Origin of the sequence: Desulfatiglans sp. (genome assembly GCA_012513605.1) — a bacterium.
Classification (GTDB): Bacteria; Desulfobacterota; DSM-4660; order Desulfatiglandales; family HGW-15; genus JAAZBV01.
This window is the reverse complement of record JAAZBV010000065.1, coordinates 1-26,764: the sequence shown is the minus strand read 5'-3', so window position 1 is coordinate 26,764 and position 26,764 is coordinate 1. Positions and strand designations below refer to the sequence as shown.

The 26,764-nt window shown below is 41.0% G+C and carries 22 protein-coding genes; 16 read left to right on the top strand and 6 right to left on the bottom strand.

Annotation, left to right across the window (positions count from 1 at the left end; genetic code table 11):
* Window positions 1-226: 226 nt before the first annotated feature.
* The 3 genes from dnaN to gyrA all read left to right on the top strand — a co-directional run bounded on the left by dnaN (window position 227) and on the right by gyrA (window position 6,219).
* Entirely contained in the window at window positions 227-1,342 is a 1,116-nt protein-coding gene (gene dnaN, locus GX654_08325; protein NLD36860.1) for a DNA polymerase III subunit beta, read from the top strand.
* Complete coding sequence (gene gyrB, locus GX654_08320) at window positions 1,343-3,733, top strand: DNA topoisomerase (ATP-hydrolyzing) subunit B (GenBank protein ID NLD36859.1); 2,391 nt, start codon at window positions 1,343-1,345, stop codon at window positions 3,731-3,733.
* Between the two features lie 65 nt (window positions 3,734-3,798).
* Window positions 3,799-6,219, top strand: a complete 2,421-nt coding sequence (gene gyrA / locus GX654_08315) for a DNA gyrase subunit A (GenBank protein ID NLD36858.1) — start codon at window positions 3,799-3,801, stop codon at window positions 6,217-6,219.
* Window positions 6,220-6,288: 69 nt separating this feature from the next.
* Here the strand turns inward: gyrA and GX654_08310 are convergent, their stop codons facing one another.
* The 3 genes from GX654_08310 to GX654_08300 form a co-directional block, all read right to left on the bottom strand.
* Window positions 6,289-8,412, bottom strand: a complete 2,124-nt coding sequence (locus GX654_08310; GenBank protein ID NLD36857.1) for an FAD-dependent oxidoreductase — start codon at window positions 8,410-8,412, stop codon at window positions 6,289-6,291.
* Between the two features lie 178 nt (window positions 8,413-8,590).
* Complete coding sequence (locus GX654_08305) at window positions 8,591-8,929, bottom strand: HigA family addiction module antidote protein (protein ID NLD36856.1); 339 nt, start codon at window positions 8,927-8,929, stop codon at window positions 8,591-8,593.
* Between the two features lie 8 nt (window positions 8,930-8,937).
* Entirely contained in the window at window positions 8,938-9,216 is a 279-nt protein-coding gene (locus GX654_08300; GenBank protein ID NLD36855.1) for a type II toxin-antitoxin system RelE/ParE family toxin, read from the bottom strand.
* Between the two features lie 141 nt (window positions 9,217-9,357).
* Between GX654_08300 and GX654_08295 the strand changes: the two genes are divergently transcribed.
* The 13 genes from GX654_08295 (at window position 9,358) to GX654_08235 (ending at window position 22,445) form a co-directional block, all read left to right on the top strand.
* Window positions 9,358-10,380 carry an NAD(P)-dependent glycerol-3-phosphate dehydrogenase gene (locus GX654_08295; protein ID NLD36854.1) on the top strand — a complete coding sequence of 341 codons (1,023 nt, stop codon included), beginning with the start codon at window positions 9,358-9,360 and terminating at the stop codon, window positions 10,378-10,380.
* A 166-nt stretch (window positions 10,381-10,546) separates the two neighbouring features.
* A complete protein-coding gene (locus tag GX654_08290; GenBank protein ID NLD36853.1) occupies window positions 10,547-11,335 on the top strand; it encodes a biotin--[acetyl-CoA-carboxylase] ligase in 789 nt (262 codons plus the stop codon).
* 113 nt (window positions 11,336-11,448) lie between these two features.
* Window positions 11,449-12,135, top strand: coding sequence for a response regulator (locus GX654_08285; GenBank protein ID NLD36852.1), 687 nt, complete (start codon window positions 11,449-11,451; stop codon window positions 12,133-12,135).
* Window positions 12,136-12,138: 3 nt separating this feature from the next.
* Window positions 12,139-13,926 carry a PAS domain S-box protein gene (locus tag GX654_08280; protein NLD36851.1) on the top strand — a complete coding sequence of 596 codons (1,788 nt, stop codon included), beginning with the start codon at window positions 12,139-12,141 and terminating at the stop codon, window positions 13,924-13,926.
* 121 nt (window positions 13,927-14,047) lie between these two features.
* A complete protein-coding gene (locus GX654_08275) occupies window positions 14,048-14,314 on the top strand; it encodes a hypothetical protein (GenBank protein ID NLD36850.1) in 267 nt (88 codons plus the stop codon).
* 201 nt (window positions 14,315-14,515) lie between these two features.
* A complete protein-coding gene (locus GX654_08270) occupies window positions 14,516-15,334 on the top strand; it encodes a phosphate ABC transporter substrate-binding protein (GenBank protein ID NLD36849.1) in 819 nt (272 codons plus the stop codon).
* Between the two features lie 193 nt (window positions 15,335-15,527).
* Entirely contained in the window at window positions 15,528-16,439 is a 912-nt protein-coding gene (gene pstC / locus GX654_08265; GenBank protein ID NLD36848.1) for a phosphate ABC transporter permease subunit PstC, read from the top strand.
* 58 nt (window positions 16,440-16,497) lie between these two features.
* Window positions 16,498-17,367 carry a phosphate ABC transporter permease PstA gene (gene pstA, locus GX654_08260; GenBank protein ID NLD36847.1) on the top strand — a complete coding sequence of 290 codons (870 nt, stop codon included), beginning with the start codon at window positions 16,498-16,500 and terminating at the stop codon, window positions 17,365-17,367.
* Window positions 17,368-17,410: 43 nt separating this feature from the next.
* Window positions 17,411-18,172, top strand: coding sequence for a phosphate ABC transporter ATP-binding protein (locus GX654_08255; protein NLD36846.1), 762 nt, complete (start codon window positions 17,411-17,413; stop codon window positions 18,170-18,172).
* 49 nt (window positions 18,173-18,221) lie between these two features.
* The gene (gene phoU / locus GX654_08250) at window positions 18,222-18,884 is read left to right on the top strand and encodes a phosphate signaling complex protein PhoU (protein ID NLD36845.1); all 663 of its coding nucleotides are present in this window, start codon (window positions 18,222-18,224) and stop codon (window positions 18,882-18,884) included.
* Between the two features lie 484 nt (window positions 18,885-19,368).
* Window positions 19,369-20,223, top strand: coding sequence for an adenylate/guanylate cyclase domain-containing protein (locus GX654_08245; GenBank protein ID NLD36844.1), 855 nt, complete (start codon window positions 19,369-19,371; stop codon window positions 20,221-20,223).
* 263 nt (window positions 20,224-20,486) lie between these two features.
* Window positions 20,487-21,740, top strand: a complete 1,254-nt coding sequence (locus GX654_08240) for a hypothetical protein (protein NLD36843.1) — start codon at window positions 20,487-20,489, stop codon at window positions 21,738-21,740.
* A 255-nt stretch (window positions 21,741-21,995) separates the two neighbouring features.
* Window positions 21,996-22,445 (top strand): glycosyltransferase family 1 protein, encoded by a 450-nt coding sequence (locus GX654_08235; protein NLD36842.1) that lies wholly within the window; start codon window positions 21,996-21,998, stop codon window positions 22,443-22,445.
* On the opposite strand, the gene GX654_08230 is transcribed toward GX654_08235, so the two are convergent.
* The 3 genes from GX654_08230 to dnaA form a co-directional block, all read right to left on the bottom strand.
* The gene (locus GX654_08230; GenBank protein ID NLD36841.1) at window positions 22,442-23,473 is read right to left on the bottom strand and encodes a hypothetical protein; all 1,032 of its coding nucleotides are present in this window, start codon (window positions 23,471-23,473) and stop codon (window positions 22,442-22,444) included. The genes GX654_08235 and GX654_08230 overlap by 4 nt on opposite strands.
* Window positions 23,474-24,007 (bottom strand): phosphatase PAP2 family protein, encoded by a 534-nt coding sequence (locus GX654_08225; GenBank protein ID NLD36840.1) that lies wholly within the window; start codon window positions 24,005-24,007, stop codon window positions 23,474-23,476. It abuts the gene before it with no gap.
* 88 nt (window positions 24,008-24,095) lie between these two features.
* Window positions 24,096-25,442, bottom strand: a complete 1,347-nt coding sequence (gene dnaA, locus GX654_08220) for a chromosomal replication initiator protein DnaA (GenBank protein ID NLD36839.1) — start codon at window positions 25,440-25,442, stop codon at window positions 24,096-24,098.
* Window positions 25,443-26,764: the final 1,322 nt, after the last annotated feature.

Here is a 26,764-nt window from a genome sequence, read left to right as displayed (position 1 = left end):
TGCAAACATTCTTTAAACATTTATTGATTTTTTTTAATAGTTTTTAAACATAAATTTTATTTAGAGGATTTTTTTAAACTTACATTTTTAAAAGTCAGATTATTTCAGAAAAATCATTCTAAAAAAATTTATATGATAATAAAGATTTACATGATTTTTAAACAATACAACAGGGCTTATTATTACTATTAATTTATTATTTATAAAATATTAAAAGGAGGAAGGCATGGAAATAAAGGTAAACAGAGACTCCCTTTTTAAATCGGTATCAAAGGTGCAAAGCATATTAGAGAAAAGAAGCAACATGCCTATTCTATCATATATACTTATTTCTGCTGATGATAGATCAGTTAAAATTTCTGCTACAGACCTTGAGATAAGCATGCAGCAGAATATAGAGGCAAATGTCATTACTGCAGGAAGTATAACTGTTAAAGGTAGAACGCTTTTTGAAATTCTAAAAGAGAGTAAAAGTAATGATATATCTATAAAAGAAAAGGAGAATAACTTTGTATTCATCTCTGATGATAAAACACAGTATAACCTGGCCAGTATATCAGCAGAGGAATACCCTGTCTTTGTCGAGCCTGAGGATGTTGATATGGTTGAGATGGAATGTACTGCCCTTGCTGACATGATAAACAAAACCATATATGCAATTACGCTTGAAGAGGCAGGCTATAAACTTTCAGGTGTATATACTGAAAGAATCATAATAGATGATACCAATTTTTTAAGGATGGTATCAACTGACGGGCACCGCCTTTCACTGTCAGATAAACAGATAGCTAATCTAGATAAGATAAATATGGATAAAGGTGTAATGGTGCCTAAGAAAGGGTTGCTTGAACTTAATAAGCTTGCATCTGAAGGTGAAAAAGTCAGCATTGGTTTTAAAGAAAATAACTGTGTGGCGAAAAATGAAAACTCTCTTGTAGTAATAAGGCTCCTTGAAAGCAAGTTTCCTGATTACAGGGAGGTTATATCCATAGAATTAAAAAACAGTGTATCCATAAAAAGGAACGATCTTCTTGATGGAATGAGGAGAATGATGATCTTAAACAGTGAGAGCTCCAAAGGTGTGCAGATAACACTCCAGAATAATATTATGGAACTTGTCTCAATAAACCCGGATCTGGGAGATGTTAAAGATCACATCAAGATAGAATACCCTGGCGAAATGGTGGAGATGGGTTTTAATTCAAAATATTTTGTTGATGTGCTTCAGTCTATGGAGAGCGAAAATGTGGTAATATGTTTTAATGATAATTCAAGTCCATGCATGTTACGGGGAGAGGATGATAAAGGCTTTCTCGGTCTGATTATGCCTATGAGGATTTAAATGGAAAAAAAAGAGATTAATTATGGTGCTGAGGACATAAAGGTCCTTGAGGGCCTGTCTGCCGTAAGAAAAAGACCGGCCATGTATATAGGTAACACCTCATTTGAAGGGTTGCACCACCTTGTGTGGGAGATTGTTGACAACAGTATAGATGAGGCAATGGGCGGATATTGCGATTTTATAGATATAAAGGTTCTTACTGATGGCAGTATAAGTGTATTTGATAATGGAAGAGGCATTCCTGTTGAGATGCATAAAACAGAGGGGGTTCCTGCCCTTGAAGTTGTTATGACCAAACTGCATGCAGGCGGTAAATTTGATAATAAAAGCTATAAGGTTTCAGGGGGTCTTCATGGAGTTGGTGTGTCAGTTGTTAATGCCCTGTCCGAGGTCTGTGAGGTAGAGGTTCATAAAGCAGGGAAGATATATTACCAGAGATATGAACGCGGTAATGTACAATGCGAAATGAAGGTGATAGGTGAAACCACAAAGAAAGGTACAAAGGTAACCTTTAAGCCTGACCGTGAGATATTTGAGGTACTTGAGTATGATTTTGAGACCATATCCAGAAGGATGAGGGAGCTTGCCTTTCTTACAAAAGGGATAAGGATAAAGATAACAGACGAAAGAACCGGGAAGAAAAATGATTTTCTGTTTGAAGGGGGAATTATATCCTATGTAGATTTTCTAAATAAAAATAAGGAACTTCTTCATGCTCCGCCTATCTATCTCACCGGAGAAAAGAATGATATTATAATGGAGCTGGCCCTTCAATATAATAACTCCTACAAGGAGATAATGCTCACCTTCGCTAATAACATTAATACCATAGAGGGTGGAAGCCATCTTATAGGTTTTAAATCTGCCCTTACCAGAAGTATTAACCAGTATCTTACAAACTCGCCAAAAGGGAAGAATTTCAAAGAAAAACTTAGCGGCGATGATGTCAGGGAGGGGCTTACTGCTGTATTAAGTGTGAAGCTCCCCAATCCCCAGTTTGAAGGTCAGACAAAAACAAAGCTAGGAAACAGCGAAATAAAGGGGCTTGTAGAGACCCTCGTTAATGAAGGGCTGAGCAATTATTTTGAAGAGAACCCGAAGGTAATTAATACCATACTGGAAAAGACTATGGAGGCGGCCAGGGCCAGGGAGGCAGCAAGAAAGGCCAGAGACCTTGCAAGAAGGAAGGGGGTGCTATCCAGTAACTCACTCCCGGGTAAGCTCGCTGACTGTCAGGAGACAGACCCTGCAATGTCTGAAATATTCATAGTAGAGGGAGAGTCTGCCGGAGGTTCAGCTAAACAGGGTAGAGACAGAAAGAACCAGGCTATACTGCCGTTAAGAGGTAAAATTCTTAATGTTGAAAAGGCCAGGTTTGACAAGATGATATCAAGCGAAGAGATAAAGGTACTTATAACTGCCCTTGGAACAGGTATAGGTGAAAAGGAGTATGATATAAACTCAATCAGGTATCATAAGATTATAATAATGACAGATGCTGATGTTGACGGATCACACATACGCACCCTTCTTTTAACATTTTTTTTCAGACAGATGCCGGAAATTATCGAGAATGGCTACCTCTATGTTGCACAGCCTCCTTTATACAGGGTAGCAGAAGGTAAAATAGAGAGATACATCAAGGATGAAGATGAGTTTGATACCTATATCTTTAACAGGATATCAGATAATGAAAAGGTAAAGGTATCTAATATACAGGAACTCTCTGGACAGAAGCTGGTGGATTTCTTAAAGGGGATTAAGAAGTTTTATGAAAACCTTGAAAAGCTCACACGTACCGGGATCAGTAAAAGGTTTTTAGAATTTATGGCTGCATACGGGCCATCTGATGTAAATATGTTTAAAGACAGGGAGTTCATGAATGGTATTATAAAAACCCTTGAAGAAAAAAGGTTCAGGATTACCGATATAAAGATAGCAGAGGAAGACGGCGAATATGAGTTTACTGTCTCTGAGGCTAAAAATGGCGGCAAGCCCTCATTTATAAACTGGGATTTTTTCACATCACCAGAATTAAAGAACATGATAACCCTTTATAATAAACATCGGGATAACATAGTTGGTGAATATATCATTGATAATGAAGGGGAAGGCACAAAGGTTAAGGGTGCAGAAAGGCTGATTGTTGAGATAATGGATAAGGCAAAGAAGGGGCTTGCCATTCAGAGATATAAAGGCCTTGGAGAGATGAATCCTGATCAGCTATGGAAGACCACAATGGACCCTGAAAAAAGAAGGCTCTTAAGGATAAGGGTAGAAGATGAGGTTGATGCTGATGACATATTCACTGTTCTTATGGGTGACAAAGTTGAACCGAGGCGTGAATTTATACAAAACAATGCACTGGAAGTAAGAGAATTGGATGTATAAAAGAAGGGCGCAAGGCGCAGGGAAAGAAATATACCTGATGTAATAATCAGTTTTTGGAGATAGAGATGAGTCTGGATATAAATGATACCACTGTAAGCATAGAAGATGAGATGAAAAAATCTTATCTTGAATATTCCATGAGCGTTATTGTTCAGAGGGCGCTTCCTGATATACGTGACGGTCTTAAGCCGGTACACAGACGTGTACTCTATGGCATGTATGATCTTAAAAATTATAATAACAAACCATATAAAAAATCAGCAAGGATTGTTGGTGATGTTATAGGTAAATACCATCCGCACGGTGATTCAGCTGTATATGACACCATAGTAAGAATGGCCCAGGATTTTTCCCTGAGATATCCTCTTGTAGACGGGCAGGGTAACTTTGGCTCCATAGACGGTGACCCCCCTGCTGCCATGCGTTACACAGAGGTGCGCATGACAAAGCTGGCACAGGATTTTCTATCAGACCTTGAAAAAGAGACTGTTGATTTTACACCTAACTATGACGGATCTCTGATAGAACCCTTGATACTTCCAACCACCATACCTAATCTCCTTATAAATGGAACATCAGGTATAGCAGTCGGTATGGCCACAAATATCCCTCCCCATAATCTCAGGGAGGTATGTGATGCTATTGTAGAGGTTATTGATCACCCGGATATCACCATAAATGACCTCATGAAGGTTATTACAGCCCCGGATTTTCCTACGGCAGGGTTTATAATCGGAAAAAAGGGTATAAGGGAGGCTTATCTTACAGGAAGGGGAATAATTAAGATAAGGGCAAAGGCCTATATTGAGACTGTCGGAAAAATAAAAGAGCGGGTTATTATTTCCGAGATACCTTATCAGGTGAATAAGACCAAATTAATAGAAAGCATTGCAGATCTGGTCAAGGAGAAAAAGATAGAGGGGATATCTGATATAAGAGATGAATCTGACAGGGAGGGCATGCGTATAGTAATAGATGTAAAGCGAGATGAAAATGCACTTGTAGTAATGAACCGCCTCTTTAAATTCACCCAGATGGAGAAGTCATTCGGCATCATCTTTCTTGCCCTTGTAAACGGGCGACCCCAGATACTTAATCTAAAGGAAATTATTGATCATTTTATTAATCACCGGCGTGAAATAATTATAAGACGCACCATATTCGACCTCAAAAAGGCCGAAGAAAGGGCACATATAGTTGAGGGTTTAAGAAAGGCCCTGGATTTTCTGGATGAGGTGATAGCCCTGATCAGGTCCTCTGCTGACTCAAAAGAGGCAAAGGCAAGATTAATAACCGAGTTTGATTTTTCTGCTGAGCAGGCCCAGGCTATTCTGGACATGAGGCTGCACAGACTTACCGGTCTTGAAAGGGAAAAGCTGGATGAGGAATACAGAGGCCTTATTCAGGATATTGCAAGGTACAAATCAATACTGGAAAACCCTGCAATGGTACTTCAGGTCATCCGTGATGAGACAAAGGATATAAAAGAGCGATACGGTGATGAAAGGATGACAGAGGTCATTGACCAGGATGATGATCTCAACATAGAAGACCTTATTGCCGATGAAGATATGGCTGTAACCATAAGCCACAAGGGTTATATCAAGAGAAACCCCATAAGCCTATACCGGGCTCAGAGGCGTGGGGGAAAGGGGCTTACAGGGGTAGTGCCAAAGGAAGAGGATTTTGTTGAAAACCTGTTTGTTGCATCGTCGCATAATTACCTGCTCTTTTTTACTAATAAGGGCAGGGTATACTGGAAAAAGGTGCATGAGATACCAGAGGCAGGCAGGATGTCCAAGGGAAAGGCCATAGTAAACCTCCTTGAACTTCAGCCTGATGAAAAGCTTGCTACTGTGCTGCCTATAGAGGAGTTCAGTGAAAACGCCTTTATAGTAATGGCTACGAAGGAGGGTCTTGTTAAAAAGACAGACCTCATGGCATACAGCAACATTAGAACAAATGGTATAATAGCGCTCAAGATTAATGACAACGATGAGCTCATATCAGTAAGGGTTACAGATGGTGACCATGATATCTTTATCAACACCAAACAGGGTAAATCCATAAGGTTCTCTGAAAAAGACCTGAGAGGCATGGGCAGGGTTGCCGCAGGCAACATAGGCATAAGGCTAGAGTCTGGTGATGAGGTTGTAGGCATGGAGGCAATTAAAGAGGGCTCCACAATACTTACAGTTACTGAAAACGGCTTTGGAAAGCGCACCAAGACAGAGGAGTACAGGATACAGTCAAGGGGAGGTAAGGGCATACTTACCATAAAGGCCACAGAGAGAAATGGCAATGTGGTTTATTCATACCAGGTAAATGAGACTGATCAGCTTATGATCATAACAGAGCAGGGAAAAATCATTAGGCTGAGGGTAGCTGATATCTCGGTAATAGGAAGAAACACTCAGGGAGTAAAACTCATTGACCTGGCACCTGGTGAAAAGGTGGTTGGTGTGGCAAAGGTGATAGAAGAGTAGGCTAAAGGCGCAGGGCGCATAGCACAGGGTAAAGAAAAAACCTTGCGTCTTGTGCTCTGCGCCAACTTTTTAGTTTAATAATGCTGTTTCCGGCACAGTTGTTTTTATATTTACAAGGGGGTTTATATCTGCTGTATAACATATCCTGCAGCAGTTAAGGCACCTTTCGCTTTCCTTGATTGCTGCCTCTTCAGTCAGCACCTGGTCAACCTCCACAAATGACTTGATCCTCTCCTCAACAGGGAGTTCAATCATTTCAGCCCTCTGTTTTTTCACGACGCCATCCACATGATCAAACATGGTACCCTTTATATATGTGGACTTTTTGAGTTCGCCGGGCTCGCATTTAACCTCCTGGCCTGTAATGTACTGATGGATTGACCTTGCCGCCTTTCTGCCGCCGCCTATTGCCTCAACAACAAGGGAAGGACCAGTTGCTGCATCACCTGCTGAAAAGATAAAGGGTATGGATGTCTGCCATGTATCAGGGTTTACATCAAGGGTATTCCATTTTGTGGTCTTAAGTTCAGAAAGCTTCTCTTTTACCTTCTGGGCAAAGGCCAGGTCTGGGGCCTGGCCAATAGCGGTGACTACCATATCTGTTGCAAGAAGGGTGGCAGAATCCTTAACCGGCACAGGTCTTCTTCTGCCGCTTGCATCAGGTTCTCCAAGTTCCATCCTTTCATATTCAAGGTGGGTAACCTTACCTTCATTATCTCCTTTTACACGTATGGGAGCGGAGAGAAATAAAAATTCAACTCCCTCATGCTCAGCAGCCTCTACCTCTACTTTATTGGCAGGCATCTCATTTCTTGTTCTCCTGTATACAATATAGACCTTTTCAACCCCATGACGTATGAGGTTTCTGCTGCAGTCAATGGCCGTATTGCCTCCGCCAATAACAACGGCTGTTTTACCCATGTGGAGCTTTTCCCCCTTTGCAAGTCGGGAAAGGAAATCCATACCGGTATAGCAGCCATAAAGGATCTCTCCTTCGACCCTTAAAGGGGAGTCCTTCCATGCCCCTATGCCAAGGAATATGGCGTCAAAGCCATCAGCAATAAGTGTCTCAAGATTATAATCCTTACCAAAGGTGTGATTCGTTTTTGTCTCGATTCCTAGATTAAGTATTCCCTCGATTTCCCAGTCAAGCACCTTTTTAGGGAGTCTGTATTCAGGGATGCCATACCTGAGCACACCTCCAAGCTTGGGCTTGGAGTCAAATATAGTAACATCATGACCCAGCCTTCTAAGGAAAAAGGCACAGGTTAAACCTGCAGGACCGCCGCCCACGATAGCCACCTTTTTGCCTGTTTTTTCAGGGGAAACAGATACATGCATCCTTTTACCTGAATTCATCTCATAATCTGCGGCAAAACGTTTCAGCTGGTTTATAGAAACTGGCTCATCCTCTAAGCCTCTGCGGCAGTTTACCTCACAGGGGTGAGGGCAGACCCTTCCACATGCAAGGAGCAGGGGGTTTCTTTCCCTGATGGTATGCACTGCCCCCTCATAATCACCATTTCTGATCTGTGTTATATAGCGCGGGATATTGATCTGGGCAGGGCATGTCTGTGCACATGGGGCAAGACAGTCATCCACTGTATTAAAATGGAGGAACCTGTCAGAAAGGGTCCTTACCTTTAGGATATCTTTCGGGCATGCCTTTTCACATGCCCCGCATCCAACACACTTTGACATATCAGTAACCGGGTATCCGTCAGGGCCAAGAGATAAGGCGCCGAACTGGCAGGCCTTTACACAGTCCCCGAAACCGAGGCAGCCTATACTGCATACCCGTTTTCCGCCATAAAGCATGCTCTGTGCCCTGCATGTGTTAATACCCTCATATATATAGTGGTTGCTTGCCCTGTAACCTCCGGTACAGAGGTTAAATGCCCTCTGGGGCTCAACGAGGTTTGCCTTTATTCCCATTATTTCTGCAACCTTGACAGAAGACTCATCGCCGCCAACCATGCATACGTTTACCGGTGCCTTTCCAGCCACAACCGCATGAGCAGCAGCAGCACAGCCGGCATAACCGCACCCCCCGCAGTTAGCACCGGCGAGGCTATCCTGCACCTGCTCTATTCTTGGGTCCTCATATACATAAAAGATGCGCGACGCAGCGCCTAACAAAAGCCCGCAAAAGGCACCTAAACCTGCCATTAAAAGTGTTGCCTGTAACATCAAATATCCTCATAATCACATTAATCAAAGATTTTTTTCACAAGAAAATCAGGATTATATGACATGGAAATTATGTGTCAAGCTTATAAGAAAGCGAGAAAGCGACGTATTAAGCTTATTGCTATTGTTAAAAAACATAGTCCCGGTTTAATTTGTACATAGCGCCTATCCCATATACCGGTTATGCATTGGCATTTTGATTAATAACTTCATCACCATGCTTTACAGGGATAATACGTTTTTCAATATCTGCTCCGATTTTACGTTTCATTATTCTCAAGTCAAATTCGGTCTGTAGATTCAGCCAAAATTGGGCAGAAATCCCAAAATATCGTTCCAACCTCAAGGCAGTATCAGCTGTGATAGCCCTTTTCCCATTCACAATCTCACTTATCCTGTTTGGCGGAACAGAAATATCTCTGGAAAGCTGGTTGATACTAATAGCAAGAGGCTCTAAAAAATCCTCTCGGAGAATTTCTCCTGGTGTTATTGGGTCAAGAAGACTATTTTTATTTGTCATATAGCACCTCAATGATAATCAGTTATTTCAAAATTGTACGCATTTCCCTCTTTCCAGTGAAAACATACGCGCCATTGTTTATTAATGCTGATAGCATATTGTCCTTTTCGGTCACCTGAAAGGGCATGAAATTTATTGCCCGGATTCAACCTTAAGGCATCTAAACTAGGAGCAGCATGTAAAACCATAAGTCGTTTTTGTGCCTGTTTTTCAAAGGCCTGGAAACGGCGCACTCGTTGATCATTAAAAATATTTTCAGTATCACGGTTCGCGAATGATTTTATCATAGAAAAAAGATATTACGTCTAGCGTAATATGTCAAGGCGAGTTATCGCTGTACTAAAAGGTTTGTCCTTGACGTTAAAAGGCAAGTTCAATAGAATCCCCTTGTCTGAATACAAAAAAATATCGTTTAAAAGGGAAAAATAATGGCGCAGACAGACAAGGTTAAGATAGGGGCAATAGGTGCAGGGAGCTGGGGAACAACACTTGCCAATCTTTTGGCAGACAAGGGGCACATTGTTGACCTTTGGATCAGGGAAGAGGAGGTTTATGAGCAGATAAAAAAGAATCGGATAAATGAGACCTTTCTTCCCGGCATGAAACTTGTTGACAACCTTAACCCTGTTAAGACATTTGCGGAGGCTTTAAAGGATAAAGAGCTTATTATGATGGCTGTGCCATCGCATGTTTACAGGGATGTGCTTTTACAGATGAAACCCTATCTCAGGCCCGGCATGCAGTTTGTCTCCGCCACTAAAGGTATAGAAAACAATACATTAAAGGTGATGTCAGAGGTGGCAGAGGAGATACTTGACCATGTCTATACTGAAAACTTTGCATGTCTGGCCGGCCCCAGTTTTGCCAACGAAGTGGTGGCAAAACAGCCAACAGCAGTAACAATCGCCTCAAGGGATATTGCCCATGCAACAAGGCTTCAGGCCATTTTTTCTACTGCGCTTTTCCGCGTATATGTGAGTGATGACCTTATGGGTATTCAGCTATGCGGGGCTCTCAAGAATGTTATTGCTATTGCTGCCGGTACATCGGATGGCCTTGGATTTGGCCTTAATGCAAGGGCGGCCCTTATTACAAGGGGGTTAGCCGAGATAACAAGGCTGGGTGTGGCAATGGGCGCAAACCCCATGACCTTTGCAGGGCTTTCAGGTATAGGCGACCTTGTTCTTACCTGCACAGGGGATTTAAGCCGCAACCGCACCCTTGGGCTTAAGATAGGTAAGGGTATGAAGCTTTCTGAAATTACCGGTGGAATGAGCATGGTTGCAGAAGGTGTAAAGACATCTATTGCAGCCTATGAGCTTGGAAAAAAAATTGGTGTGGATATGCCTATCATAGACCAGACCTATGAGACCCTATATAATGGAAAAGACCCGCTTCTTGCGGTAAAGGAGCTTATGACCAGGGAACTCAAAAAGGAGCGTGAACACTAGCTCGTGTCCATCCAGAAAGAAGGAAATTCTGGATGAAGCGATCAGCAGTCAGCTAATTCTTTAATTTGAAAACCTTTTGATGAAAGCTGAACGCTGATAGCTGACCGCTTGAATCCAAAAACGACAGTTTTGGATGGACACTAACTCACACTAAAAAAGAAAAGTAATGGATAACCTTGACCGGGAAAATATAAAAGCCATCCTTGGAAAATCTGTTTTTAAAGAAAACATAGTTATACATAATAGCCTCCCATCCACGAACACCACAGCAAAGGAACTCTATACACAGGGTGCGGCCCATGGCACTGTTGTTTTGGCAGAGGAGCAGACAGCAGGCAGGGGCAGGATGGACCGCAAATGGTTTTCTCCCCCGTGTAAAAATATCCTTATCTCTATCCTTCTTATGCCTGATATAATGGCGGAAAACGTTTATGCCCTCACCCTTGCCCTTGCAGTATCCTCTATTGATGCCATAAATGAGGTCTGCGGCTGTTCCGCCATGATCAAATGGCCCAATGACATATACCTGAACAGGGATAAGCTCGCAGGGATACTGACAGAGTTCAGCATCAGAGGTAACAAACCTGCATATGTCATCCTGGGGATGGGCATGAATGTCAACTGGTGCCCTGATGAGGAATCAGGCATGCTTTTTAACTCAACAAGCCTTATGAAAGAGACAGGCGGGCAGATATCAAGAAACAGGCTGATTGCAGAGATATTAAAGAGATTTGACCATATATATAATGATATAACCGGTGAAAGAATGGATGAGTTCAGCAGAAGGTGTAACAGTTTATCCCTCTTGACCGGTAAGATGGTCTCAGTTGATACAGGTGATGAGGCCATCAGCGGGAAGGTCATTGGCCTTGATAAGGATGGGGGGCTTATCCTGGAAGCAGAGGATGGAAAGGTTAAAAAGATATTAAACGGGGATGTCTCCATAAGGTTTTGAAAACAGAGTTTATTTTCTTTAGAGGCCTAAACATCTAACCGCAATCTTACATGATCTTAACACACTGCTAACGATTGAAAAATATGATTGTCTGAAAAACAGGAGTAGCTGATATGAAAAAGGAAAAGATACTTGTTGTGGATGATGAAGAGGATATCCTTGAACTTGTAAGTTATAACCTTACAAGGGATGGGTACAATGTTATCTGTGCATCCACAGGTGAAGAGGGATTGAACACGGCAAAATCAAAGCTCCCCGACCTTGTTATACTTGACCTTATGCTTCCGGGCATAGACGGGCTTGATGTTGCAAGGGGCCTTAAAAACGATAAGAACACAAAAGATATACCTATTGTAATGCTCAGCGCAAAGGGCGAAGAGGCCGATATTGTTACTGGCCTTGAACTCGGTGCAGATGATTACATACCAAAGCCCTTCAGCCCCAGGATACTCTCTGCAAGGATAAGGGCGGTTCTCCGCAGAAGGGCTAAACCGGCAGGTGCGGAAAAGGAGATTTTAGAGATCCACAATATAAAGATCCATACCGGAAGGCATGAGGTTATGGTCAATGACGAACCTGTCCAGCTTACCTTTACAGAGTTCGGCATACTTGAATTTCTTATCAAGAGACCGGGGTGGGTCTTTACCCGCACCCAGATAGTGGATGCGGTAAAAGGTGATGACTATTTTGTTACAGACAGGTCAGTTGATGTGCAGATAGTAGGTTTAAGAAAAAAGCTCGGCCCGGCCGGAAAATATATAGAGACTGTACGCGGTGTAGGGTACAGGTTCAAGGAGTAACAGGTGGCTAAAAAAAGACCTCTGATCTGGGTGCTTTACCCGTCCTATCTTTTCATCATCCTCTTATCGATTGTTACTGTAATATGGTATGCCTCTGTATCTGAAAAAAGAATATTTCTGAAGCAGGTAGAGACAGACCTGGAGACAAGGGCAAGGTTTGTTCAGGGGATGATAAAAACCCCTGAAGACTATTATGATCAGATCAGTATTGACAGGCTTTGCAAGGAGATTGGCAAGTCAACCTTAACAAGGGTAACTATTATTCTGCCTTCAGGAAAGGTTATTGGCGATTCAGAGCGCGATCCAGGTGAGTTGGACAACCATAAAGACAGGCTTGAATTTATTGGGGCAGTTAAAGAAAAAAAAGGCGTATCAACCCGCTACAGCCTCACGCTGGATAAAAACCTTATGTATGTAGGGGTGCCGGTTTATTATGGCAATAAGCTTCACGCTGTAATCCGAACATCCATACCAGTTGATATTATAGATGAAGCTGTAAGTGCGATGCAAAAGAAGATCGTCTTTGCAGGGTTCACAATAGCCATTTTTGCAGCATTGGTATGCCTGTTTATTTCCCGGCGGATAAGCAGGCCAATAGAAGAGCTCAGAAAAAATGCCGAGGGCATTGCAAAGGGTGAATACCGGTTTAACCAGCCCAGGTCAAATATTTATGAGATAGGAAATCTGCACAACGCCATGAAGGAGATGGTAAAAGACCTTGAAGAGAGGATCTCAACCATAACCAGGCAGAGGAATGAGATAGAGGTTATTCTATCTAGCATGGAAGAGGGCATTTTAGCTGTTGATAAGGATGAAAAGATTATCAGCCTTAACAAGGCAGCAGAAAAAATATTCGGGGTAAAAAGCAGGGATGCCCAGGGTAAGAGTATCCAGGAGGCCATACGAAACAGGACCTTTCACGATTTCATATCAGATGTGATTAAGGGAAATGAACCTGTTGAAAAGGAGATTACCCTGTACCCAGGCGAGGAGAAATTTATAAACGGTCATGGTACAAGGCTGGTTGACACCAATGGAAAAGAGATAGGCGCCCTAATTGTGCTGAATGATGTTACCAGGCTCAAGCGGCTTGAGAATATAAGGCGGGATTTTGTGGCAAATGTTTCCCACGAGATAAAGACTCCAGTCACAGCTATTAAAGGCTTTGTAGAGACCCTTAAAGATGTCGGGGTAGATTCTGAAGAGGAGAGTGAGAGGTTTCTGACAATCATCTCCAAGCATGTTAACAGGCTTGAGGCCATTATTGATGACCTTCTGCAGCTTTCCAGGCTTGAAAAGGATACAGAATCAGGGGATGAGATACTGCTTGAGAAGGCCAATGTTTTAAATATTATAGAGACAGCCATACAGGTGTGCTCTCCGGTTGCAGAGGCAAAGCAAATAAAGTTCAATATCACATGCGAAAAGGAGCTTGCCGCAAAGGTTAATGCTCCCCTTCTTGAGCAGGCGGTGGTCAATCTTCTTGATAACGCAGTAAAGTACAGTGAAAACAATACAAAGGTACATGTAAATGCCTATAAAAAAGAGGATATGCTCTATATCGAGGTGTCAGATGAGGGAAGGGGCATAGAAAAGGAACACCTGCCCAGGCTTTTTGAGAGATTCTACCGTGTAGACAAGGCTAGGAGCCGTCAGCAGGGCGGCACAGGACTGGGCCTTGCCATTGTAAAACATATTATACATGCACACAGAGGTTCGGTAAGCGTTGAAAGCTCCCCTGGAAAGGGTTCTACCTTTACAATAAGGCTCCCAAAGGTTTTTAATAAATAAAAACAATGGGCCTCCTGTTTCAGGCCAAAATCTAATACAATAAAAATGGCTCCTTAATCATTGTCTAACATGATAGGCCTATATTCTTATCATAAACAAATGAATGTATAAGGAGAAAAGAATGGACAACCAAAGGGCAATACATAAACTATCAACTGTTTTGGATCTGTTTAATCATAATGCGGCAGGTCTTAAAGGAAGACATGCTGTCAGAATAAGGTTTGATTATGACGGGCTTAATAACAGGCATGAATATACTGTGCTTAGCCGGGAGATACCCAGGGAGTCGGCTGACAGTATAATAATGTGGCTTAATAAGAATGTTAAGTCTGAGGATATCATACATGGCCTTAAAGCAAACATCCTTGATGCCTGTAATTATAGTTGATCGACAAAATAAATTCTCACAAAACCCTAACAATCCCCTAATTCCCAATTAACAAACAGTTCATATCCTTAAAATGAAATTAAAAATTTCAAATAAGGAGGTGAACCTTTTATAAAACTTAATTCAGGGCTAACCAAACCCTAACAGAACGCTAACAATTTTATGCAAAAATTTTTTTATTTATCACTTAAGGAGGATAAAATGGGATTTAAAAAATACACAATAATCAGTATGATAATTTTTTTCTTTTTTACTGCCAGTGTCGCAATGGCAGGTAATATTGTAATAAAGGGGTCTACAACAGTTCTGCCCATTGCCCAGAAGGTTGCAGAGGCATATATGAAACAGAACCCTGATGTAAAGATAACCATTTCAGGTGGCGGGTCTGGAAATGGCCTTAAGGCCATAATAGATGGCTCAACAGATATCGCTACCAGTTCAAGATTCATACAGGACAAGGAGATCAAGCTTTCAGTAGAAAAGGGAGTCTATCCTGTTCCATTTGCAGTTGCATATGACTGTATTGTGCCGGTGGTGCATCCATCCAACAAGATAGAAAGCCTTTCTATTGATCAGCTCAAGGCTATCTACAAAGGTGAAATCACCAACTGGAAGGCGGTTGGCGGGGCAGATGGAAAGATAGTTGTTATATCGCGCGACACATCTTCTGGCACATATGAAGTTTGGGAAGAAAAGGTGCTTAACAAGGAGCGAGTGTTTCCAGGAGCTCTTCTTCAGGCCTCGAGCGGGGCCGTTATTCAGGCTATCTCAAAAAACAAGAATGCGATAGGATATGACGGCATAGGTTATATTAATGATACTGTAAAACCTCTATCTATAAACGGAGTTAAGGGCACACCCGAAACCGCACTTGATGGTACATTCCCTGTAAGCAGGGCATTATATATGTTTACAAAAGGCTGGCCAAAAGGTGATGTGCTTAATTTTATCAATTTTATGGTAAACCCTGAAAAAGGGCAGAAATATGTTGAAGAGGCCGGCTTTGTTAGGCTTTATTAATTTGTAACAAAGGTTTTCATGAACAATGCTGTTGACTTAAAGACATGGTATTATTTCTACCTTTTTCCCCGATTTGCTTGTCACGAAATAGCCTATGGCAGAAGCGGAATCGTGGAACCCTGAGGGGATTAAAATATCATGTCACAAAGTCAACAGTTTTAATTTTTAAGCTGTTTAAACCTTGGTAATAATAATGAAGAAAAACTATCAAAGAGGAACATACCGAAAAAATAAAGAGAGGATTATCAGATATCTGTTTCTTGTCATAGCCCTTGCCTCATTTTTTACCCTTGGTCTTATTGTGATCTTTCTTTTTATGGAAGGGCTTCCCATTTTCAGTAAGGTATCTGTAAAGGATTTTATCTTTGGAATATACTGGTACCCTACTGATGACCCGGCAGATTTTGGCATATTCCCGCTTATTATTGCCTCTCTTTCAGTTACACTGGTTTCCTCTGTCATCTCCATACCTCTTGGCATCTTTTCTGCCCTTTTTCTAGCAGAGATCGCCTCTCGCAGGATGCGTGAAGTAGCAAAACCTGTGGTGGAGCTACTGGCGGCCATGCCATCTGTTGTTATAGGATTTTTCGGGATGGTTGTTGTTGCCCCCTTTTTACAGGAGACATTTAATATACCGGTAGGGCTTAACCTGTTTAACGCCGCAATGATGCTTGCATTCATGTCTGTGCCGACAATATGCAGCATAAGCGAGGATGCCATTTTTGGTGTTCCAAAAGAGCTAAAAGAGGCATCCCTTGCCCTTGGCGCTACACAATGGGAAACAATCTGGCGGGTTATCATGCCTGCATCAATTTCAGGGGTCTCCACCGCCGTAATTTTGGGCATGTCAAGGGCAATAGGTGAAACTATGGTTGTTCTGATGGTTGCAGGAGGCGCAGCAATGGTCCCAAATTCAATTTTTGACCCGGTCAGACCTTTACCTGCAAGCATTGCAGCAGAGATGGCAGAGGCCCCATTCAGGGGAGACCATTACTATGCACTATTTGCAACCGGGATAGTGCTCTTTTTGTTTACTATGGCATTTAATATGGTGGCGGATTATATATCAAACAGATACAGGCAGGTCGGGGCTGCGACGCTGTAAGGAAATTAGGAAAGAGAAATGAGCAAAGAGGATAGAGTAAAAAAAGTTGGTTGATGAGATGAAGGATATCAGAAAAATAAAGAGAAGCAGAAAAATAGTTCAGGGGATTTTTTTCTCACTGTTTAAGGTTGCTACAGCAATAAACGGATTAGCGCTTCTTGTTGTTATTTCGTTTCTTGTCATTAATGGATGGAGGGCGATCAACTGGACATTCGTTTCGCAGGCTCCTTATGATTCCATGACAAAAGGGGGTATTCTCCCCTGTATTCTGGGCACTCTTATAATCAGTATTGGAGCAATACTCATTGCGCTCCCCATAGGCGTATCTTCTGCCATATATCTTAATGAATATGCAAAACACGGAAAGGTGGTTCGCATGATCAGGCTCGGGATCAATAACCTTGCGGGTATACCCTCTGTTGTTTTTGGTCTTTTTGGTCTTGCCTTGTTTGTTGTATGGCTTGGCTTCGGCGTAAGTATTCTCTCAGGTGCACTCACCCTTGCGGCCATGACGCTGCCCGTGATCATAGGCGCATCAGAAGAGGCATTAAGGAATGTCCCGAATACATACAGGGAGGCATCTCTCGGACTTGGCGCTACAAAATGGCAGACAATATACAGGGTGGTTTTACCTTCAGCCCTGCCCGGTATTCTTACAGGGGCAATATTAGGCATAAGTCGTGTTGCGGGGGAGACCGCGCCCATAATGTTTACAGCAGCGGTTTTTTATACACCATCTTTACCAAAGTCCCCCTTTGATGAGATAATGGCTCTTCCTTATCACATATATGTACTGGCAACAGCGGGAACCGAGATTGAGGCAACCAGGCATTTGCAATATGGGACAGCCCTTGTACTGATTTTCCTTGTGCTGGGTCTGAACCTTATTGCCATAATCTACAGGACAAGACTGAGAAGACGATTGTAATAGATTAAACAAGGGCAAGAATCGTGTACAGGATTAAATTATAATGGATAGAAAAAAAAAGATGATGACTCAGGATCTGAATTTTTTCTATGGCAGCGTCAAGGCGCTTCATGGGATCAATCTTGAGTTTTATGAAAAAAAGGTAACAGCATTGATCGGGCCATCAGGATGCGGCAAGAGTACGCTTTTAAGGTGCCTTAACCGGATGAATGACCTTATACCCATAAGCAGGCTAGAAGGGCAGGTACTTCTTGATAATGAAAATATCTATGAAAAGAATGTGGATGTTGTCTCATTAAGGAGCAGGGTAGGCATGGTGTTCCAGAAACCAAACCCATTTCCTAAAAGCATATTTGAAAATGTGGCGTATGGCCTGAGGGTGAATGGGGTAAAGGATAGAGGGGAGGTAGAGGAGAGGGTGGAAAAGAGCCTGAAGGGTGCAGCCTTATGGGAAGAGGTGAAAGAGAGGCTGAATGAATCTGCACTTGGTTTATCAGGCGGGCAGCAGCAGAGGCTATGTATTGCCCGTGCAATGGCCATTGAACCTGAGGTACTGCTTATGGATGAACCGGCCTCAGCCCTTGACCCGATTGCCACACAAAAAATAGAGGAGCTGATAAATAAACTTAAAGAGACATACACGATAATAATAGTCACCCATAATATGCAGCAGGCTGCAAGGGTATCAGACATAACAGCCTTTTTTTTTATGGGTAAACTGATAGAGGTGAATGAGACAGACACGCTTTTTACAAGGCCAAAGTTAAAGCAGACATCAGACTATATTACCGGGAGATTCGGTTAAACTGCAATTAAGGATTAAAGGGAATATAAAAATTAATAAGGAGAAACAAATGCCTCCACGATTACAAATAGAAATAGAAAAGATCAAAAAACAGATACTCTCCCTTGGCGCAATGGTCGAAGAGCAGCTTAACAGGGCAATCAAGGCTGTTGCAACAAAAAACCTTGATATAGCAAAAGGGGTAATAGAATCGGACAGGCGGGTGGATGAAATCGAGGTGGAGATTGAAGAGGAGTGCCTCAAGATACTGGCGCTGCATCAGCCTGTTGCAGTTGATCTAAGGTTTATTACAGCAGTAATCAAGATAAACAATGACCTTGAACGAATCGGAGACGAAGCGGTAAATATTGCTGAAAGGGTTATATATCTTGGTACAAGGACTCCCCTTAATGTTACTTTTGATTACAGTGAGATGTCTATTAAAACCATAAAGATGGTCAAGGACAGCCTTGATGCGCTTGTAAACCTTGATCTTGAGGTAGCATTAAGGCTGCGTATTGATGATAATGCAATTGATGCCCTTGACAGGGGCTTTTTTCAAAAGGTAAGCAACAGCCTGCCTGACAACCCTGAGAACGCAGGTTCACTGATACAGCTTTTCCTGATTTCACGTCACCTTGAACGGATAGCTGATCACGCTACTAACATAGCTGAAGAGGTTATTTATCTTATCGAGGGGGTAATCCACCGGCACAGAAGAGAATATAAATAGAAAATTTATATTAAGTTAATAATAACAACTATGACAGATAAAATAAAAATTCCGCTTATCCTCATGTAAAGCAGGAAGCCCCAGTCTTTGTGAATCCAAAGTGGTTCTGACTGTTTATCAGATAACGATATTTTGATCCTGGCAAACTGGAAAAGAGAGATTACCCATAAAATTGCCAGTATATAAAGAAATATAATCATAATAGTATTCTCCTTTTTCTGATAAGAGTTTACCACCCTTTTATTAGGAACTTGTTAGTCTCATGTTAGATTATTGTCAGGGGATATATTGCATTAGAGCTAGAATGAGGGAGGTGAAAAGCAGTGAAAATAAAATTACACTTTCTTCATACTGTGGTAAAACTATACGAATATAAAAGCGTATAAAATTCATATACGAAGAGGTTAAATTTTATTTGGTTGTATTATTTACGCTTACTCCGGGGATTTTATCAAAGGATTGGAATTTATAATTGTAAAAAAAGATGGTCTTTAAAAATACAATATCAAACGAAAAAACAAACAGGATCGTCCTTTTTGCAGATCTCAGGGATTCAACCAATATATTGCTGAATTTTGAAAAAGGTATATATCGTGAGGCAGACAAGAGCCGCGATGGTGAATTCACCTATGAAAAGTTCATAACAGATGTGCATGAAGCAGCCTATATTGAGCTCTACCTTTCTCATGAAAATACATTTGCAGAGATTTATGGGGACGGTATTATGGCGGTATTCCCGGAGGATAATGGCAAGTACATCCTGGAAAATATATATCGCCTTACAACCGGTATGAGAAGATACAATGAATCATTCAGGGATGAAATTTTACGCCCCAAAATAGATATGGGTTGCGGCATTACAATCGGCAGGGTTTCATTTACCTACTATGCCTTTGATAACAGATACCATGCTCTGGGAAATGCTGTCCACGAGGCAGCCCGGATAGAGAGTTTATCAAAGCGTTATGATGCCAGAGTGCTTATATCGCAGCATTTCTTGAATTTTATTCGTGGCTATGTGGAATCGGACCCAAGGTTTTCCTACCGCTTTATAGACAACCTTGTTTTATATGGTTTTAAGGAGCCTGTAACTCTTTATGAGCTTCTGCTTGATAATGATCCGAGGTTTGAAATAAAGAAAAAAACTATTCCCGCGTATAATGAAGCCTATGACAGGTATTGTAACCGTGACTGGAAAGGTGCAAAGGAAATCTTTCTCGAAATCTACCGGGAATATGGCCTTGGCACAGGTTCCATAATGGCCAACAGGTGTGAGAGGCTTGCTAAAAATGAACCATTAGGTTCCTGGAATGGGATATGGGATTCATCAAAAAAATAATGATTCCAATGGTGTATTTATCCCCGCACTTAAACCTTTCATTTTTTTACACCTATATCATAATGATATCCGCCTTAATGATCATATAGCTATGTCGTAAATCTAACAAAAACCTAACCTTATATTCATTAATATTAAATATTTGTTAGCAAGAATGCGCTATGTGTCATTAAGGAATTCTTATGGGGAAGAGATGCAGTGCATCTGATTATTAAAGAAATTATTAAAATTAGAAACATAAAACATAAAGGAGAGATTTATAAATGAAACTGAAAAATATGATTACTACATTTATTGCAGGCGTATTTCTTTTTACAGGGGCAGCGTATGCAGGGGATGTTGATATCCTGCTTAATAAGCTTGTGGAAAAAAACATCCTTACAAAGGAAGAGGCCAAAGGTCTTTCAGATGAGATGAAAAAGGATGGTGAAAAGGAAAAGAAGGTAACTGCCGGGGCCGTTAAAGAAGGATTCGAACTCCCAAAATGGATAAAAAACACAGAGGTTAAAGGTGATGTACGTATACGTTATCAGAGTCAGGACACGGATAATGATGGAAGGGTTTCACGTGACAGGGGCAGAATAAGGGCGAGACTCGGTGTTGTTTCAAAACCTAATGATAAATGGGAAGGAGCCATTGGTCTTGCAACCGGTGGATCAGACCCGAGATCAACAAATCAGACACTTGAAAACACCTTCCAGACACCGGATATCAGGCTTGATTATGCATATGCAAAGTACAGTCCCATTAAGAGTATAAGCATAATGGCCGGTAAGATAGCAAACCCCATCTGGGGAACAAAGGACCTTTTATGGGATACTGATATTTACCCTGATGGTCTTGCAGCAACCCTTAACTTTAAGGTGAAGGATAATCTTGAGATATTTGCTACCCCTGCATATTTTCTGCTTGATGAATACAGCAGCTCAAAATCAGATCCCACTATGACCGTGCTGCAATCAGGGATCAAAACAAACATAAACAAAAATATTGATCTTAAGTTTGCTGCTGCCTATTATAATTTTTCTGATATGGAAGGTAATGACTTTTCCGAGCACTCAAGCAATTCAAACACAAGGATTTCAGAGACTAACAACTGGCTCTATGAATATGATGGCATTACACTGGACGGAGAGATCGCTTTCAAGCTCTCTGAAAAGATTAAATTGGTGGAATCTCTCTCTCTGTTTGGCCAGTATGTTAATTCTGATGCAGATGCAAACAATAAGGGCTTTCTGTATGGTTTCAGCTTTGGAGACAAGAGCATAAAAGCCGCGAAGGACTGGCAGGTAAAGGTCAACTACAGAAAACTTGAGAAAGATGCCTGGGCGGATTTTCTGCCTGATAGCGATTTCTACAGTGGCGCGACCGATGTCAAGGGGATGGAATATGAACTAATCATCGGACTTGCAAAAAATATAACCCTTGGGCTTGATTATTATCATGCAAAGCCGATACTTGGTAATACTACAAGGAAAGAGGGACTCTTTCAGGCTGATCTGGTGGTTAAGTTCTAAACAATATCTGTAAATTGTAAATGAGCGGTGGTAACAGTAAAAACTGCTATCACCGCTCTTGTTTTAATAAATCAGCGCCTAATAATATCCTTATATAACGCTACACAGACACTCGTTAATCTTTAACTGCTCCTTCGTTTTGCTGAAAAGATATTGATAAATGGAAACAGGCAGGAGACAATCTACAAAAGCCTCAGGGGGCATATAGGATACAGACGACCTGATTATTTCCACAAAAACAGGGATGAGGGCTTTTTGAGCCAACTGCTGTCTCAGGCAAGAAAGATCATCGGCAATGATCAGGGCATGATGGCGGTTGTAAAGACAGGGGCAGGTATTGACAGTAAAAAGGAGGGCTATACTCATATTTACAGCTCTACACCCGGGTCTATGGGATTGGCTGCAATGCTTACAGCAAAGATATTAGGGCTTCCGCATTACAGCACATACAATGCCGCCTTTCCACAGCTGGCAGAAAGGCTTACAACCGATCACAATATAAGCGAACTTGTGTGGAAATTCATAGTATGGTTTTATAATCATACAGAGAGGGTATTTGTCTCATCATACACTACAGGTAAGGCGCTTGAAGAAAAGGGAATAAGGAAGGAACTGATAAGGAAGAGCCCATGGACATCTGTTGAGAAACTTACCTTTGAATCTCTTTATCCCAAAGACTGGGCCTACTATGATGCAGCCGCTTAAAAGGCTATATTGACATTCGCCCAAGCATCCTTAACAAACCTGCTCATATGTGTCCAGGCCCTGGAATCAATCATATCTGCTATAATCTCCGCAGTATAAGGGTAATTAATTGGAGATGCCAGAGGCAGGTTTAAAAAGGTTTCTACTTCGCGCCTGTTCGGCCTTTTCATCGCCTGCCCAAGAGAAAGCATTGTAATGGCCTTCGCATTTGAGAGTTGTTCCATCTGGCCTGCTAGGGGTTTTAAAAGTATCTTTTTTCCTATTGTAAGGGCCTCACTTACAAGCTCAAAGCCTGCATTGGTGATCACTCCGCTGCATTCCATGAGATCATTTAGAAAACCATTTCTGGAGAATGGACATAGATGAATATTTTCTTTAACCAAATGGGTTTCAAATTTATGATAGACAAAAAAATCATAATCCTTAAAAGGTGCAATCAGGTCCAGGATATCCTCCTGTTCTTCAAAGGGCAGATAAACAATGATTTTATTTTCTATTGAGGATACATTTTCATTTAACCTTGGAACAACAGGGGGAAGTATGGGTTGGTTAAAGTGGTGCCAGTGAAGGCCAACAGGATAATTTACTGGAGCAAAGTTTTTAATAATATAACTTGAAACAGCGGTTTTCCATACTGTCGGGATGTTATGGTAAAAGGCATATTGATGTCCAATACCAATAGAGGGGATATGGTGCTTTTTCGCTATCCTGGATGAAACCGGTTCAAAATCGGTGATTACAATATCATATCCGGCTGCATCAAAGTTGTTAACATCTGTATTGAATCCCCTTAGATCGAGATTTTTTATGGTGTCAAGATACCTGATCCTGCCCCTGTAAGTCGAAAAGGTGAGTCCTTTATATGTGGTATATGGCATAAACTCATCCATATCCCATAACAATGCGGGATCACGACCGCTTAGAATCACAGAGACATTATGTCTTTTTTCTTTAAGGCATCGTATGATTTCTCTGGAGCGGCTGATATGACCGTTCCCTGTTGCCTGTACACCGTACAAGATATTCATTTAAAAAATCTGCCCCTTTATTAATATGGAAGATACAGCGCTTAATGTCCCAAGGATAAATCCGGCGAGAATATCTGTCGGGTAATGTACCCCGAGGTATACTCTTGAGATACCCACCAGTGTCGCCCATATAAACACAGGTATAGCCAGGATTGGATAATACAGTGCAACAAGTATGGCAATCACCCAGGCAGCAGCCGTGTGGCCGGATGGAAGGCTGAACCTTTCACTGGGCATGATTCTGTTCTTTATATTTTTATTAACCTCATAAGGGCGAAACCTTTTTGCACATCTTTTTATAATCTTGTAAGCGGGAAGCTCAATAGCAAAGGCAAACAGCGCTGAAACAAGAAACGAAAGGGCATTAGCAGGATCGACAAAAAATAAAATTAGTGGAATAAACGGATAGTAATATCCATTGGCACTGTGTGATATCCAGGGGAGAATAGTTGAAAATATCCTCTTCTCATCGAGATTAAAGATTAGATCAAGGTAAACCTTATCTATATAATTGTCATTCTGAAGCAAACCCATAATAAAAACCCCCTTATTTGTTCTTAAATATTATCGTAACAAAATATTAGGGGGTTATTAGGGTTTTGTTCTTATTATGTCAGGGTTTTTATACCGCAGACTCCTTGATCTTTTCGCTTAAAAAATCCACCTGATTTTTTACCTTTTTATCGACCCTTAGTTTTTTCTCAATCACTTCAGATGAATATATTACAGTAGAGTGGTTCCTGTTTATGGATTTTCCTATCTCTTCAAGTGTTGCAGCAGAATAATTGCGTGAAAGATAGACATACATATTTCTGGGATATGCATGGATCTTTTTTCTGGACCTGGAGGGGAGCACAGTGTGCTCTATCTGGTAATATTTACATACAAGCCTCTTTATACTGTCCAGCGAAATAGTACTCTGTTCTGTTATATGGTATTTAAGTATTTCCCTGGCAAGGTTTATATCGGCCTTGACCTTCATAAAGTCAGCCTTTGCCTTAAAACACCTTAAAGCGCTTTCTATCTGCCTAATATCCTTTGTAAGCTTTTCCGCAAAAAAATGAACAATCTCCTCTGAGAGCATAAGATTATTTTCGGTGGCTTTCTTCTCTATGATTTTAACCCTTGTATTGTAATCAGGCATGTCAAGGGTTGTTATGAGCCCTGAGGTAAGCCTTGATGAGAGCTCTCTGGACATGTTGGGTATATCCTTTGGGAGCAGGGAACTGGTAAAAATCAGCTTTTTCCTGTCATTTGCAAGGGCATCAAGCGTGTATCCCAGTTCAGCCTGGATTTTTTCCTTGCCGCTTAAAAAATGCACCTCTTCAAGCATGAGGACATCACATGAGCGACGGTATTTATTTTTGAACTCATCTATCCTGTTATTTTTAAGTGCAAAGATCATCTCATTAACAAAATCCTCTGCAGTAATATAATAGGCACGAACATCAGGATTATTATCAAGCAGCATATGACCGATGGACTGGGAAAGATGGCTCTTTCCAAGGCCCGTATTTGCCATCATAAAAAGGGTGTCATAGGAGCATGAACCGCCTGAGGCCATTGCCTTTGAGACAGAATAGGCAAATTCATTGCAGGAGCCCACAACAAATCTGTCAAAGGTAAACTCCCTGTTAAAACGGATCCTGCCCTTATCTCTTCTGGGAGAGATGTTAGGGATATTCATCTGGGGAGAAGGCTGAAACATATCCGGCTCAATCTTTTTTCTTGGAGGGGCAGCTACCTTGAATAAAACATTGCAGTTTTTTCCCAGGAGCCTGAGTCCTCCATCTAAAAGAGTGCTGTAGTGCTCCATGATCCAGTTCATAGAAAACTTGTTAGGGCAGCCAAGAACAAGGGCGTCATCCTTTTCATCAATCAGAGAGAGAGGATTAATCCACATGGAATAACTCTTTTCGGAAATTTGTTCTTTTACATGTTTTTTTAATTCATCCAACAATGTGCTCATGTTCTGCTCCAAAACAAATAGATCTTATTTTTATTAAAAGACATGACGATCAAGACGCGGCATTTATCTTATAAACATCGTAATCTGTCAAAAGGAATGGGATAGGAGGAGGACTTATGATTTCATAATATTCTGACAGACCATAACCGATTGATTAAATAGAAAATAATATGCCAAGAGCTAAAGGCGGTCACAGAGAGGGGATTATTAAAAGACCGGAAAATTTTATTGAATTCAACCGCTTCGGCTATTTTTTAATCTTGTTAAGATAAAAACTAACAAATCATTATCTTTGAATATCTTTAAAAAACTTTAAAATACAACTGATAACGATAAAATAACATTAAAAAAATCAGAAAAATCTTTTTAAAAGGCATAATTTTTCAAAATTGAAAAATGTTAAAATGAATTATTTCTCTTCTTTTTAAGAGGTTACCTGCCCTGATAAAAGGAAAAAGGGGTTTCTAATATTTAATAAAAAAATAATCATAAAAAAATAATTTATAAAAAATATTTTATTAAACGGGGTGGTCACTCTGTAACTTCTCATTATATTTTCGTGACTAGAAGAATTTTGACTCTCTGTTTAAACCTGAAAAAAACCAATTAAAACAATACTATATGGGATAATTATGGAGGTATTGCGCAATAGTTATATATAAGATGCTGCGGGTTCTGTTAAACTATCGATGGCTTCTGCTGCAAGGCTGCTGTTATTTATACCCGTTATATATTTTTTATGAGTTATATGATGCAGCAGAGAAAAGCATAAATTATTCTTTTTGAGGTTATTTTTATTTTGATAACACAACATATTGGGTATCTCTTGATGTAAGGGCACAATAAGAAATGAAAAGGAGCCAAAAACCGCCAAAATTCCCGAATTTTGACCGTATACGGTGAATTTGTTAAGGGATAAATATGTGATTGAGGGGAGGGTGCGGTCCGTCTCACGAGTGCGGTGCCTAATAAAATGTTCCACGTGGAACATTGCCTCCTTTTTTTAAGGGTGTTTCACGTGAAACATTATTGCTATGATTATGTGGCAACGCAGCAGGTTTAGAATTTTTGCCTTGGTATAAAAATGAAATTCCTATACAAAGCTTTTACAGTGTGTTATCTGCTTACCTTTCATTAAGATCATGCAGCAGGTAATCAGGCTGTATACCCTGTGTATAAAGAATTAAACGAACAGTGGTGAATGTGCCCCCGGGCAGAGGTTGTTGTTCTCTGGTGTGAATCAGGTTGATATTGTTGAGTGTTTGAAGGATATAATGGCAAAACAGGGAGAATTATAATTCATGGGTTGTGTTATTACCATT